This is a genomic window from Corynebacterium callunae, assembly GCF_046592015.1.
Classification (GTDB): domain Bacteria; phylum Actinomycetota; class Actinomycetes; order Mycobacteriales; family Mycobacteriaceae; genus Corynebacterium; species Corynebacterium callunae_A.
On sequence record NZ_JAWVOB010000001.1, the window covers coordinates 519,430 to 533,919 of the forward strand.

General features: G+C 51.8%; 11 protein-coding genes. 8 read left to right on the top strand and 3 right to left on the bottom strand.

What is annotated here, in order from left to right; genetic code table 11:
• The first annotated feature begins 175 nt into the window (after positions 1-175).
• A complete protein-coding gene (locus tag SFC07_RS02400; RefSeq protein WP_411206624.1) occupies positions 176-2,437 on the top strand; it encodes a polyribonucleotide nucleotidyltransferase in 2,262 nt (753 codons plus the stop codon).
• 70 nt (positions 2,438-2,507) lie between these two features.
• Here SFC07_RS02400 and SFC07_RS02405 read toward each other — a convergent pair whose 3' ends face one another.
• Complete coding sequence (locus SFC07_RS02405; RefSeq protein WP_411206625.1) at positions 2,508-3,179, bottom strand: hypothetical protein; 672 nt, start codon at positions 3,177-3,179, stop codon at positions 2,508-2,510.
• 207 nt (positions 3,180-3,386) lie between these two features.
• Here SFC07_RS02405 and dapB point away from each other — a divergent pair, with 207 nt between their 5' ends.
• The 4 genes from dapB (at position 3,387) to SFC07_RS02425 (ending at position 8,672) form a co-directional block, all read left to right on the top strand.
• Positions 3,387-4,133 carry a 4-hydroxy-tetrahydrodipicolinate reductase gene (gene dapB / locus SFC07_RS02410; protein WP_411206626.1) on the top strand — a complete coding sequence of 249 codons (747 nt, stop codon included), beginning with the start codon at positions 3,387-3,389 and terminating at the stop codon, positions 4,131-4,133.
• Positions 4,134-4,331: 198 nt separating this feature from the next.
• Entirely contained in the window at positions 4,332-5,084 is a 753-nt protein-coding gene (thyX, locus tag SFC07_RS02415) for an FAD-dependent thymidylate synthase (protein ID WP_411206627.1), read from the top strand.
• Positions 5,085-5,586: 502 nt separating this feature from the next.
• A complete protein-coding gene (gene dapA, locus SFC07_RS02420; RefSeq protein WP_411206628.1) occupies positions 5,587-6,492 on the top strand; it encodes a 4-hydroxy-tetrahydrodipicolinate synthase in 906 nt (301 codons plus the stop codon).
• Between the two features lie 2 nt (positions 6,493-6,494).
• Positions 6,495-8,672: a ribonuclease J gene (locus SFC07_RS02425; RefSeq protein WP_411206629.1), complete on the top strand. Its 2,178-nt coding sequence runs from the start codon at positions 6,495-6,497 to the stop codon at positions 8,670-8,672.
• Positions 8,673-8,737: 65 nt separating this feature from the next.
• On the opposite strand, the gene SFC07_RS02430 is transcribed toward SFC07_RS02425, so the two are convergent.
• Together SFC07_RS02430 and tcuA are read right to left on the bottom strand one after the other, a co-directional pair.
• The gene (locus SFC07_RS02430; RefSeq protein ID WP_411206630.1) at positions 8,738-9,397 is read right to left on the bottom strand and encodes a GntR family transcriptional regulator; all 660 of its coding nucleotides are present in this window, start codon (positions 9,395-9,397) and stop codon (positions 8,738-8,740) included.
• Between the two features lie 56 nt (positions 9,398-9,453).
• Positions 9,454-10,938 (bottom strand): FAD-dependent tricarballylate dehydrogenase TcuA, encoded by a 1,485-nt coding sequence (gene tcuA, locus SFC07_RS02435; RefSeq protein WP_411206631.1) that lies wholly within the window; start codon positions 10,936-10,938, stop codon positions 9,454-9,456.
• Between the two features lie 263 nt (positions 10,939-11,201).
• Here tcuA and SFC07_RS02440 point away from each other — a divergent pair, with 263 nt between their 5' ends.
• The 3 genes from SFC07_RS02440 to SFC07_RS02450 are packed head-to-tail and all read left to right on the top strand — an operon-like array spanning position 11,202 to position 14,412.
• The gene (locus SFC07_RS02440; protein WP_411206632.1) at positions 11,202-12,185 is read left to right on the top strand and encodes a Bug family tripartite tricarboxylate transporter substrate binding protein; all 984 of its coding nucleotides are present in this window, start codon (positions 11,202-11,204) and stop codon (positions 12,183-12,185) included.
• Positions 12,182-12,865 (top strand): tripartite tricarboxylate transporter TctB family protein, encoded by a 684-nt coding sequence (locus SFC07_RS02445; protein WP_411206633.1) that lies wholly within the window; start codon positions 12,182-12,184, stop codon positions 12,863-12,865. Before SFC07_RS02440 ends, SFC07_RS02445 begins: the two co-directional genes overlap by 4 nt.
• Positions 12,865-14,412, top strand: coding sequence for a tripartite tricarboxylate transporter permease (locus tag SFC07_RS02450; protein WP_411206634.1), 1,548 nt, complete (start codon positions 12,865-12,867; stop codon positions 14,410-14,412). The genes SFC07_RS02445 and SFC07_RS02450 overlap by 1 nt, the downstream gene beginning before the upstream one ends.
• Positions 14,413-14,490: the final 78 nt, after the last annotated feature.

The following is a 14,490-nucleotide window of genomic DNA, read 5'->3' on the forward strand; positions in this document are numbered from 1 at the left end:
TTTTTGCATTCTCACCCCGTTTTGCTTGAATAAAATGCTGTTGAAGTTCGAAAAAACTGATACTGGGGAAAATGTCTATTAACTGGTAGAATTCAGGATCGTTCTTGAAACAGAAATTTTCGCGATGACACCGATGATCGTCGAGCAGAACTAATAAGAGGAGAATTACTCGCATATGAGCGAAGTAAAATATTTCGAAGACACCGATTTTGGCCTAATTGAGGCTGTTGCAACTATTGACAACGGTGACTTCGGAACCCGTACCATCCGTTTTGAGACCGGCCAGCTGGCCCGTCAAGCAGATGGTGCAGTTACCACCTACCTCGACGATGAGACGATGCTGTTGGCCACCACCACTGCATCCAATCAACCTCGCGAGGGCTTTGACTTTTTCCCACTCACCGTAGATGTGGAAGAGCGCATGTACGCTGCTGGCCGCATCCCCGGTTCTTTCTTCCGTCGTGAAGGCCGTCCTTCCACCGAAGCGATCCTGGCTTGTCGCTTGATCGACCGCCCGTTGCGCCCTACCTTTGTGAAGGGTCTGCGCAATGAGGTTCAAATTGTGGTCACCGTTTTGTCCATGAACCCAGAGGACTACTACGACGTTGTCGCAGTTAATGGCGCATCCGCTGCTACTCGCATCTCCGGTTTGCCAGTATCTGGCGCTGTCGGCGCTGTACGCATGGCTTTGGTTGTTGATGAGCAGCACCCTAAGGGCCAGTGGGTCGCATTCCCAACCCATGAGCAGCACAAGAAGTCCGTCTTCGAGCTCGTTGTAGCCGGCCGTTTGGTCGAGCGCAAGCGCGGCAATAAGACCTTCTCCGACGTTGCCGTCATGATGGTTGAAGCTGGCGCTTCCGAGACCGTCGTTGATCAGGTAAAGGGCGGTGCACCAGCACCAACCGAGAAGGTCGTTTCTGAAGGCCTGGAAGCTGCAAAGCCATTCATTGACACCCTGTGCCGTGCCCAGGAAGGTCTGGCCCAGCGCGTTGCCAAGGAAAGCCACGAATTCCCACTATTCCCTGCATATACCGATGAGGTTTTTGCAGCAGTGGAGAAGAAGGCTTCCAAGAAGCTCGCATCCTTGATGACCATTAAGGGGAAGCAGGATCGCGATGAGGCAACCAATGCCTACATGGAAGAGATTGAGGCACAGTTGCTGCCTACTTTCGAAGCCAACTACGATTCTGCAGCTGCAGCGTCTAAGGAAATCCGTGCCGCTTATAACTCTGTTATGAAGGCAATTGTGCGTCGTATGATCCTCACCGATCACTTCCGCATTGATGGCCGTGGCATCACCGATATCCGTGACCTTGGCGTCGAGGTTGAACTCATCCCACGCGCACACGGTTCCTCCCTCTTCGAGCGTGGCGAAACCCAGATCCTCGGTGTAACCACCCTGGATATGCTCAAGATGGAACAGCAGATTGACTCCCTGGCTCCAGGCGATTCCAAGCGCTACATGCACCACTACAACTTCCCACCATATTCCACCGGTGAAACCGGTCGCGTGGGTTCACCAAAGCGCCGCGAAATCGGCCACGGTGCCCTGGCAGAGCGCGCAGTTTTGCCAGTGATTCCTTCCCGTGAGGAATTCCCATACGCAATCCGCCAGGTTTCTGAGGCTTTGGGCTCCAACGGCTCCACCTCTATGGGATCTGTTTGTGCATCCACCTTGTCGCTGTACAACGCTGGTGTGCCACTTAAGGCTGCTGTTGCAGGTATCGCTATGGGCCTTGTCTCCGGCGATGTTGATGGCAAGACCGAATACGTTGCACTGACCGATATCCTCGGCGCCGAAGATGCCTTTGGCGATATGGACTTCAAGGTTGCCGGTACCGCAGAATTCATTACTGCGCTGCAGCTGGACACCAAGCTGGACGGTATCCCATCCAAGGTGCTTTCCGATGCACTGGAGCAGGCTCGCGATGCACGTTTGGCCATCCTGGAAACCATGTCTGAGGTCATCAGCGGTCCAGACGAGATGAGCAAGTTCGCTCCCCGTATCACCACCGTCAAGATCCCAGTATCTAAGATTGGTGAGCTCATCGGACCAAAGGGAAAGAACATCAACGCCCTGACCGAAGAGACCGGCGCAAACATCTCCATCGAAGATGACGGCACTGTCTTCATCTCCGCTGCTAATGGTGAAGCTGCAGAAGCTGCGATCGAAAAGATCAACGCACTGGCTAACCCACAGCTACCAAAGGTGGGCGAGCGCTTCCTGGGTACCGTGGTCAAGACCACTGCCTTCGGTGCCTTTTTCTCCTTGCTTCCAGGCCGCGATGGTTTGGTTCACATCTCTAAGCTTGGCAATGGCAAGCGTGTTGAGAAGGTTGAGGATGTAGTAAAGGTCGGCGATAAGATTCAGGTCGAAATTGCAGACATCGACAACCGTGGCAAGATCTCCCTGGTCCCAGTTGTTGAAGAGGACTAATTAGATCCACACCCCGCACAAGGTGGCTTAACCGTGAAAACGGCTAAGCCACCTTGTGGCATTTCTAGCCCTAATGTTGGATATCAACCACAATTCGGGTGGGGTTTTCTAATAGTGATACTGAATAGCTCTTGGGGCTGCCGCTAACTCCAATGAGGAATTGGGCACGCGCCTCAAAAATGCTGGTGAGCTGCACCTCCTGCACAACACCTGCGCCTTTGAAAGAGCCGATCTCTACGCTTTGGGCAGTTGCCTCGCTGGGATAGGTAATGCCCTCGATATTGACGTCCAAGAAGCTATCACCAGCAATATCTACCGGTAGCCCAGAAGCCTGTTGCACAGGATTTTGAGTCCAATCGACCCACCAACCGGGTTTGGAAGCGCCGGCAATATCAAAAACCACCCGCGTAAAAGATTCATGATCCGCCACGCGAACTCCGGTAACAGTCATATCAAATTCGCCTTCGGGGCTGCGCTGTTTATTAGCGGCATCAGGTGTACCCAAAGGTGAAAGGGCTGAGCTTGTTGTTGGGGTAATTGTCGGTGATATTGAAGGTATCGAGGTCTCCTGCGTGGAAGTGGTCTCGTGGACCCGCGTGGTTGTCACTGGGCTTGCAGTTTCCGTGACTATCACCGGAGTTTCAGAGGCCGATGGGCTTTGTGGCGTTATGGAGGTGCAGGCACTGGGCGTTAGCAGGGTAGTGGCACTAAAAGCGCTTAGCAAGAGGACTCGAGGTTTCATACTTTAAAACATAAGGCGGAAACTCTTGTGGGGTGCAGTTTTAGTCGAAAACGATAATCAATTGTTAGATTATTGGAGCTCACCCAGGTCACAACGGCGCAGCCAAGCGTCGAAAAGCGCTCTTATGGGCTTATTTCGATGTTGGTCTTGGGAGATGTCTAGACTGGGAAGGGTTAGCTATAGGCATGTAGAGCACAAAGGAGAAACATGGGAATCAAGGTTGGTGTCCTGGGAGCGAAGGGCCGAGTTGGACAGACTATCGTTGCAGCTGTCAATGAAGCATCTGATCTGGAATTGGTCGCTGAAATCAATAGTGGCGATAGCCTGGATGCTTTGGTGGACAGTGGTGCCGAGGTAATTGTTGACTTCACCACTCCTAATGCTGTGATGGCAAACCTTGAATTCTGCATCAAAAACGGTATTTCCGCAGTTGTGGGCACCACTGGTTTTGATGAGGAGCGCCTTGCTCAGGTACGCAGCTGGTTGGCCGATAAGGAGGGCGTTGGTGTTCTCATTGCACCTAACTTTGCTATCTCTGCCGTATTGACCATGGTTTTTGCGAAGCAAGCAGCACGCTTCTTTGAATCTGCTGAAATTGTGGAATTGCACCACCCCAATAAGCTTGATGCGCCTTCAGGCACTGCTATTCACACTGCTCAGGGCATTGCTAAGGCACGTAAAGAGGCCGGTATGGATGCTCAGCCAGATGCTACCGAGCAGTCTCTTCCAGGCTCTCGTGGCGCCGATGTGGAAGGCATTCCAGTACACGCTGTTCGTATGTCCGGAATGGTTGCCCATGAAGCAGTAATTTTTGGTACCCAGGGACAGACCCTCACCATCAAGCAAGATTCTTATGACCGCAATTCCTTCGCCCCAGGTGTACTGGTAGGTGTGCGTGGCATTGCAGAGCACCCTGGCCTGGTTATTGGTTTGGAGAACTACCTCGGGCTTTAATCTTGGGCCTCGGCCCTCAGGTCTTGGGCACGGCATCGAAAAGAGATACTGGGCTCCGGGAGCGGGGGCGGGGGCGGCAGACCGGATTGGGTCTGCCCCGCGGTCTAAACCGGGAGTGGAAGAATTCTGCGGACCGGTGTTTATAAGTGGTTGGCAGCAGGTTGGCACTAGTTTGTCAGTGGAAAGAGTGGATGGAACATGGCTGAACAGGTCGAATTAAATGTGGAGCTCATTGCGTGTACCGCATTTACGCCTCCTGCTGGAATTGACTGGTCAACAGACGCTGAAGGCCCCGAAGCCTTAGTGGAATTTGCCGGACGTGCCTGTTATGAGACTTTTGATAAGCCAAACCCGCGAACTGCTTCCAACTCTGCTTATTTGCGCCACATTATGGAAGTTGGACATAGCGCTTTATTAGAGCATGCGAGCGCTACTGTATATATTCGCGGGATCTCTCGCTCCGCTACCCATGAGTTGGTACGACACCGTCATTTTTCTTTTTCCCAGCTCTCCCAGCGTTTTGTCCACAGGGGCCAACAAGCAGTGGTGGTGCCGGATGTTATTCAAGAAGATCCGGAACTACTGGCCCTATTTTTACAGGCCATGGATGACACCCGATTTGTGTACAACGAACTTTTGGAAAGCTTGGAAGAAAAGCTAGTCGGGGAGCCCAACGCACTACTGCGTAAAAAGCAGGCTCGCCAAGCTGCCCGCGCAGTGTTGCCCAATGCCACTGAATCGCGCATTGTGGTCACTGGCAACTTTAGAAGTTGGCGACACTTTATTGCGATGCGCGCCAGCGAGCATACAGATGTTGAAATTCGTTCAGTAGCTGTAGAATGTTTGAAGAAGCTGCAGACAGCAGCGCCAACTGTTTTCGGTGACTTTGAAATTGAAGAACTCGCCGATGGTTCATATATGGCTACCAGCCCTTATGTGACAGACTTTTAAATTAATAACTTCTAAGAACCTCATTGAAGTTTAATGGCTTAGACCTTGAACAATCCTGGCCTGCACCTGAAGTGGGTCTGCAAAAAAGTCAGAGTTTTGAGCTGCCTGGTGCTGCGTGAACACCCCTTTAAGTGGGGCGAAAAATGTAGCTAGGAAACCTGGATTTTTCCTCTCAGTTTTTGTGCCTGAGATCTAAGGCAAGTGCATAAAACCTTAAGGTGCAGTGGAAACAGGGTGCGATGGCCAAGTGAACCGGCAGGGGAGACATGAAGTTTAAATACATCTCTGCTGATAGTTGTACTGAAGCATTAAGTATAAGATTTAACTAAATATTCCCGCACTAAACCTCCAAGCAGGCTTCAGCCTAAATTTCATTGGTTGTTGATTTTATTCCCAGGTTAGCTTTGGCAGTAATAGTGCGGGATTAAAATTAAACGAAAGAAGTTGCAGATTCGAGGGGTGGTGAACCCCCAAAGCAGGGAAGAAGGTAATCTTGGTCTCCATGAGCACAGGTTTAATTTCAAAGACCGGAGTAGAGTACTTTGGCACTGTTGGAGTAGCTATGGTTACTCCATTTAAGGAATCGGGCGAAATTGATATCGCCGCTGGCCGCCAGCTTGCAGCGCATCTGGTGGACAATGGTCTAGATTCCTTAGTTCTTGCGGGCACCACTGGTGAATCACCCACAACAACCACTGCCGAAAAACTTGACCTGCTCAAGGCCATCCGAGAAGAGGTTGGTGACCGCGCAAAGCTCATCGCCGGCGCTGGTACTAATAACACTGCTTCTTCTGTGGAATTGGCCAAGACCTCAGCCGCTGCTGGCGCAGATGGGCTTTTGGTAGTAACTCCTTACTATTCCAAGCCCAGCCAGGAGGGTGTCTACCGCCATTTTCGTGAAATTGCGCAGGCAACTGACCTTCCCATTTGCCTCTATGACATTCCTGGTCGATCGGCTATTCCTATTGAGTCTGATACGATTAGACGTCTAAGCGAGTTGCCCACGGTTAAAGCCGTTAAGGATGCCAAAGGTGATCTCGTCGCAGCAACGCCACTGATCCAAGAAACGGGTCTTGCCTGGTACTCAGGCGATGACGCGCTCAACCTCCCTTGGCTAGCATTGGGTGGATCCGGCTTCATCTCCGTTATTGGACATGTGGCTCCCAATGAGTTGCGCGAGCTGTACACAAGCTTCGAGGAAGGCGACCTCGCCCGTGCGCGGGAAATAAACGTCAAATTAGCATCGCTGGTTGCATCTCAGGCTCGCCTGGGTGGGGTCAGTATGGCAAAAGCTGCTCTGCAACTGCAGGGCATCAACGTAGGAGAGCCACGTCTTCCAATTATTGCTCCCAATGAGCAGGAACTTGAGGCTCTCCGAGCAGACATGAATAAAGCTGGAGTTCTATAAATATGAATGAATCCCGAAATCGCGCCCGGAAGGTTACCCGCAAGGCTGGCCCACCAGAGGCTGGTCAGGAAAATGCTGTGGAAGCCCCAATTTTCCAGGCTCCCGAAGCACCTGCCACTCAGGGTACCGAGAAAAACAACAACGCCGGAAACGACAATCGGGACTCCTCCAAGTCCACTGAGTCCGGTGACTCCGCGGCCGATAACGCTGCAGAGAGCAACAACGGTGGCAACAACCGCAGCCGTAATAACGCTAATCGACGGGGCGGACGCAGCCGTCGCGGATCCGGTGCATCCCAGAACAACGAGGGTGCCGCACGTCAAGAGGGTGGCAACCGCAATAACCAAGGCGGAAACCGCAACAATCAAGGTGGCAACCGCAACAACCAGGGCGGAAACCGCGGTCGTCGCAATGTGGTGAAGTCCATGCAGGGCGCTGATCTCACCCAGCGTCTGCCAGAACCACCAAAGGCCCCCACCGGCGGCCTGCGCATTTACGCACTGGGTGGTATCTCTGAAATCGGCCGTAACATGACCGTGTTTGAGTACAACAACCGTCTGCTTATCGTGGACTGTGGCGTGCTCTTCCCATCCTCCGGCGAGCCTGGCGTGGACCTGATCCTGCCAGATTTCGGTCCTATCGAAAAGCACCTGGACCGCGTGGAAGCACTGGTTGTTACCCACGGCCACGAAGACCACATTGGCGCTATTCCTTGGCTGCTGAAACTGCGCCACGATATCCCAATCCTGGCTTCTCGATTCACCTTGGCTCTTATTGCTGCCAAGTGTAAAGAGCACCGTCAGCGTCCAAAGCTGATCGAAGTTAACGAGCAGTCCAATGAGAATCGCGGGCCATTCAATATCCGTTTCTGGGCTGTAAATCACTCCATTCCAGACTGCCTCGGCCTTGCAATTAAGACCCCAGCCGGTCTTGTTATCCACACCGGTGACATCAAGCTCGACCAGACTCCAACCGATGGACGTCCAACTGACCTGCCAGCACTGTCTCGCTTCGGCGATGAGGGTGTTGACCTCATGCTTTGCGATTCCACCAACGCCACCACCCCTGGTGTATCCGGATCTGAAGCTGAAGTTGGCCCAACCTTAAAGCGCCTCATCGGCGAAGCCAAGCAGCGCGTTATTCTTGCGTCCTTTGCCTCCAACGTTTACCGCGTTCAGGCAGCAGTGGATGCAGCAGTTGCCGCCAACCGCAAGGTTGCCTTCAACGGTCGTTCCATGATCCGCAATATGGAAATCGCAGAAAAGCTGGGTTACCTCAAGGCTCCTCGTGGCACCATTATCACCATGGATGAAGCTGCACGTATGGCTCCACACAAGGTACTGCTGGTAACCACCGGTACCCAGGGTGAGCCAATGGCTGCACTTTCCCGCATGGCTCGTCGCGAACACCGTCAGATCACTGTGCGCGATGGCGACCTCATCATCCTGTCCTCCTCCTTGGTGCCAGGCAATGAAGAAGCTGTCTTCGGCGTAATCAACATGCTGTCCCAGATCGGTGCCACCGTGGTGACCGGCCGCGATGCCAAGGTTCACACCTCTGGCCACGGCTACTCCGGAGAGTTGTTGTTCCTTTACAACGCAGCTCGTCCCAAGAACGCTATGCCTGTGCACGGCGAATGGCGCCATCTGCGTGCCAACAAGGAACTGGCAATTTCCACCGGCGTGCAGCGCGACAACGTTGTGCTCGCTCAAAACGGTGTGGTTGTTGACCTTGTTAACGGTCACGCAAAGGTCGTTGGACAGATTCCAGTGGGCAACCTCTATGTCGATGGTGTCACCATGGGTGATATCGATGCTGACATCTTGGCTGACCGTACTTCCCTCGGCGAAGGCGGACTTATCTCCATCACCTCGGTGATCGATAACCGCACCGGCCGTTTGCTGGAGCGCCCAACCGTTCAGACCAGTGGCTTCTCTGATGATGCGAAGTCCATGATGTCTGAGGTTACTGAGCTAGCTGAAATCACGATGAACGATCTGGCCGCCGAAGGCGAAAACGATCCTTATCGTATGGTCCAGCAGATGCGTCGCAAGATCTCCCGCTTTGTGGAGCAGAAGTGGAAGCGTCAGCCGGTCATCATGCCGACTGTTATTCCAATGACTTCTGACACCGTCAGCATCGGCGACGACGAAGTCCGCGCTTCCAGGGAATCCCTCTAAAAGCAGCGCTTTTCGACGAAAAGATTTAAGGGCCAGCATCTCAATGGGAGATGCTGGCCCTTTTTCTATAAATATTGTTGAGCGCTTTCTCTAAAGAGTTTGAGTCGAATCGACTTAGCAGTTTTCATGTGTTCCTCTGCTAATTGACGTGCGAGTGCTTCATCGCGATTTTCAATTGCGCGAATCAATGCCTCATGCTCGTCAAGCGACTCTGCCCATCTATTAGAGACCGCAAGTGTGGGTTTGGGAGTTTGAATTAGATGGGTAGTCAACCTTTCTAAAATATCCACCAACACCGAATTATGGGTGGCTTTCCACACTGCGGCGTGGAATTCTAAGTTGGTAGCAATCATTTCTGTGTTGCTGGGATCTTTCAAAGACCGATCTCGCGTGAACAGTGCTTCCAATTCGAGGAGATTGCGTAAAGAATGAGCGCGTGCGGCCTCTGCTGCGGCAGTACCTTCCAATTGAATTCGAAGGTCGTAGACCTGCACCACACTTTCTGGATTTGCAGCAGGCACTTTTAACCCGCGGTCTTCTCGAACCAGAAGTTTTTCTTGTTCCAAGCGGGAGAGTACTTGCCTCATTGGAGTTCGTGAAACTCCAAAGCGTTTGGAAAGTGGAATCTCCTTAAATGGTGCACCAGCGGGGTGAGTTCCTGACAAGATTTCACTGCGCAATTCCGCATATATAGAATCCACATCGATTTTGCGTGTTTCTGTCATTGTGGGCACCTCCTAAGAAGAAAATTACGTGATTATTTTTATCTTAGCCTGCAGCTTTAGGCGATAGAGCCTGCGCGCCGTCCAAAGACACATCCTGCTGCAAGTCCGGAACCACCTGGGTAGTTGGTGCTGAAAAGGCCACCTAACATTTCACCTGCGGCAAAGAGTCCTGGGATATGTTCACCTTGCTCGTTGAGAACACGTCCTTCGGTATCAGTTTTAACACCACCGAAGGTGAAGGTGATGCCACAAGTCACTGCATAAGCGTAGAAAGGGCCATTTTCCAGCGGGGAAGCCCAGTTGCTCTTATGTGGCGAAGTGGAAGAGGATTTACCATCTTTCACTGTAGGGTCGAACTCTACTTCACGATCAACGTTTGCGTTGTAGTCGTTGATGGTGCGTGAAAGTGCCTGGGGATCAAGATTGATTTTTGCTGCGAGCTCTTCGACCGTATCTGCCTGCTGCACAGAAATTTCAGGCATATCGTATTCTTCGGTGCGCAGCATGGGGCGCAGAGTAGCATCGAAAATTTGATAAGCAATGGAATCTGGCTGCTTAAGAATTTCCTTGCCGTACTTAGCGTAGGTGTAGTTTCGGAAGTCCGCTCCCTCGTCAAGGAAGCGCTCACCATTCTTATTAACAACGACACCCAAGAAGTAGCTTTGGCGGGTTAGACGGTTTGTTAACTCGCGATTTGACTCATTATTAGGGGTAAAAGCATCCCACTGCACTGAGTGGCAGGTAGAGAAGTCCCCACCCTTATCAGCACCGATCTCCAATGCTGCCTTGATCATGTCGCCTTGGTTATATGGGGTGCCACGAACTTTCGCATTTTCCCAGCCTTGTCCGAGGTGCTCTTCGCGCCACTGTGGGTTTGATTCATATCCGCCAGCAGTCATGATCACGGACTCTGCATAGAGTTCGAAATCTCCAGCGGGATTCTCACCTCGAACTCCGACTACGCGATTGTCTTCGGTAATGAGAGCAAGTGCACGGTGACCATATCGGATGTCGACGCCGTTTTCTAGGGCCACACGGGTGTGATCGGCAATGAGACCTTCGCCGCCACCCACGTTGCCAACATGTAGTCCGCCCCAAAAGAGGAAGGAACCATCGGGACGCTCATAAGCTTGACGCTCATACATGAGGCGGTACCTCAAACCGAGACTTTTTAGCCAACGCAACGTTGGGGCGGCTTCCTCAACCAAAACTTTGGTCAACTCAGGGTCATTTTTCCCTTCGGTTACCTTGACCAGGTCAGCGGTGTATTCCTCGGCGGAGTAAGGAGGAACGATGGTGGTTTCATGACGCTCGTCGAATTCCACCAAATCCTTGAGATCCTCGAGGCCATCGTGTGCAATGCGGGTGGCACCGGCAGTGTAGAAGCTATTTCCGCCGGCCATGTCTTCGAGACCTCGCTCAAGGAGGATTACTTTACGTCCGCGGGTTGCTGCAGCGAGGGCAGCGGTGAAGCCGGCATTTCCGCCACCGACAACAATGACGTCTGCATCGTTTTCCGGCCGAAGGTTTTCCTGGGTCATGATGATCCTTTCAGTGTGGGGTAGTGCGTTCACCCTTTGTATACAACTGTATTCATTCTTTCTTGTCAACCTTTATTTTGAAAAAACTTATCCCCTGAATGGCATCCTCATTCCCGAAGTAGCGGGGTTTTAATGCTAAATAATCGAGAAATTCCTCAAATCTACTCTTGTTGTGATCTGTGTCATGGTGTACAAATGTATACAATTATTCAAAACGTTTTGAGAGGGGAACTTAAGATGGGCAGCTACCGAAGGGGCAGGATATGAATGCTTCACACTTAAGGACAGGGATCTTTGCGGTTGTAGTTGCAGTGGTTGCGGCTTTTGCTTTGATGAGCGCGGCGTCTAGCGGCGGAATAAGTACCGCTCGAAGCAAACTCACAATCGTTGCGCCGGCTGCGCCTGGCGGAGGTTGGGATGGCTTTTCACGTGAAGCCCAAGCAGTAATGCGAGAAGGTGGAATCGTTACGAACCCCCAGGTAGTTAACATTCCTGGTGCGGGTGGAACGATCGGACTTAGTCAATTTATTCAAGAAGTTGGTCGCGAAGACATGCTCCTGACAACTGGTGGGGTAATGGTAGGCGCTATTGAATTGGCGAGAAATGAGGAGTCCTTTGACGACGTCACTCCCATTGGCCGCTTAGCAGATGATTACTCGGTGCTTGTGGTTCCCGCGGATTCTCCTTTCCAAACTTTGGAGGACTTTCTCGTCGCGTGGGAAGCAAACCCAGGTCAAAATTCCATCAGTGGCGGTTCCCTTGGCTCAATTGACCATCTATTAAGTGGATTGCTCGCACAAGCACGAGGAATTGAGCCATCGGCAGTCAACTACATTGCATATTCCGGTGGAGGTGAGGCACTCAATGCTCTTCTCGCTCACACGACCTCGGCCGGTATCTCCGGATACAACGAAGTAAAAGATCAGATCGAGGCAGGAACCTTGAGGGCCTTGGCAATTTCTTCAGAAACCAGGCTAGAGGGCGATAATGTCCCAACTTTCATCGAACAAGGAGTTGACGTGTCGATGTCCAACTGGCGTGGGTTTGTTGCACCTCCGGGCATTAGTGAGGAAGCGAAACAAGAACTCATGGATATCGTCGCAGAGCTGCATGCTCAGCCTGCATGGCAAGAAGCTGTTCAAAGGAATAGCTGGGTAGACACCTACCAGGTCGGCGCGGAATTTGAGCAGTTTATCGGCGAGGAAGTAACTACTGCACGTCAAATTGTTAAGGAGCTAGGATTATGACAACTCAACAACCGCTTAACTCTTCCACGAATGCAATCCCGGAGGATGAAAACTCAGCCGTTGACCTAGTTCATCATGAACATGAATCGCTTGGCACCAAATCTCGGTGGGGATGGTTTGCCGGCCGTGGAGAGCTTGGATTTGTCGTTGTCATTGTGGTTATTGCAACCATCATGTTAATTGGTGGATTGACCATGACCGTCCTTGGTAGTCAAACTCCTGGACCACAGTTCTTTCCTATTCTTATTGCAATACTCCTCTATGTATCTGCGGCAGCCATTCTTTTTTCCGTGGTGACTCACCCACAGCTGCCTGACGGTGAACCACACCCGGGACGCGGCAACTTTTCCAAAGATTTGCTTTCCGACCTCGGCATGGTCGACCGCGAAAGAGTACGACGTCGCTATAGCAGATACTCAGAACAATGGGCGACTTACTCTGACTGGAAAACCGTTGGCCTAATTGTCGGCGGCCTAATTATCTTTACCATCGCTCTCAAACCAATCGGTTGGATATTTTCCGCAACCTTTCTCTTTTGGATCGTTGTCCGGGCGCTCGGATCTAAAAGGACGATTTTTGATCTCGGGGTTGCTCTCTTGTTTGCATCCATCATTCAGCTCGCGTTTAACGACGGCCTAGGATTGCCGCTACCTCCCGGATTCTTGGAAGGACTCCTCTAATGGACCAGCTCTCACTACTTCTTGACGGATTTTCTAACGCGCTCACTCCAATCAATCTGCTCTGGCTTCTGCTGGGTGCGATTCTTGGAACCGCCGTAGGCGTGCTACCAGGTTTAGGCTCCGCAATGGCTGTGGCACTCCTACTTCCAATTACATTTGCCTTGGATCCTACGGGTGCCTTCATTATGTTTGCCGGGGTTTATTTTGGCGGACTCTTCGGAGACTCCACGGCCGGAATTTTGCTTAACACTCCAGGAAACTCCTCCGCTATTGCCTCAACATTTGAGGGTCACCGTATGGCTAAAAACGGTCAAGCTGCCAAGGCCTTGGCCACAGCCGCGTTAGGTGCATTTATTGGTGGACTCGTAGCGACCACGCTGGTCGTGTTCTTTGCACCGCAGTTGGTAAAACTCGCAACGGTCTTTGGGCCAGCAGAATACTTTGCCTTGGCAGTGGGAGCATTTCTGGCAATCTCAGCAGTTGTTGCTGAGTCTGTGTTCCGTGGTCTCGCTGCACTAGGAATCGGTTTAGCGCTAGTGATGGTAGGTATCGATGGTCCATCGGGCACGGCGCGCTTTACTTTTGGATCAGCAGAGTTTTTCGATGGTATCTCGATCATCGTCATTACCGTTGGCCTTTTGGCACTCGGTGAAGTACTTCGAGTTGCCTCTCGAATTCACCGCGAGGAAATGCCAACCCTTATCCAACCTAAGGGAATGGCACGCCTTTCAAAAGCAGATTTCCGTCGAGCGCTTCCAGCGTGGCTACGTGGCACTGCCTTTGGTGCTCCCTTTGGACTTATCCCCGCTGGTGGCTCCGAGGTTCCAACCTTCTTGGCATATGGAACGGAAAAGCAGCTAGCAAAGCGAGCTGGAGACAAGGAGTTTGGAACCACAGGTTCGATCAAAGGACTTGCTGCGCCCGAAGCTGCGGGTAATGCAACCGCGGGAACTGCTATGGGAGCTTTGCTTGCCTTAGGTCTTCCGACCTCGGCGACAGCAGCGATTATGCTCGCGGCGTTCCAGCAATATGGCATGCAGCCAGGTCCATTGCTCTTCGAGCGGTCTGGAGATTTGGTCTGGGCATTGCTTGCATCTCTTTTTCTTGGATTGGTCATTCTACTTATCTTGAACTGGTCCTTTGCGCCAATGTGGGCAAAGTTACTCAATATTCCTCGCCAGTATCTCTACGCAGGCATTACTGTTCTTTCCGTTCTCGGCGTGTACTCGATTGGATCCTCAGTGTTTGATCTTTGGATTCTGATTGCCCTCGGACTTCTTGGGTTTATGATGCGTCGTTTTAATATCCCCATTGCACCGGTGCTCATCGCTGTAGTGCTAGGGCCAATGGCGGAAACCGAATTGCGTCGAGCATTGGCAGTGTCTGAAGGTAGTCTTTCCATCCTGGTGGCCTCGCCAATTACCTGGGCGATTTATGGTTTCTTAGCTCTTGGGCTTGGGGTGAGTGCTTATCAGCACCTGCGACACCGATACCTCAATCGCAAAGCTGAAGGAGCCATGCTTGATCAGCCAGTGATATCCTCCTAAATTCCGCTAAAGGGTCTTCGTTGTCATATATGACCACGAAGACCCTTTAGCTTTAAGTATGGAAATGAAAAAGTGTCT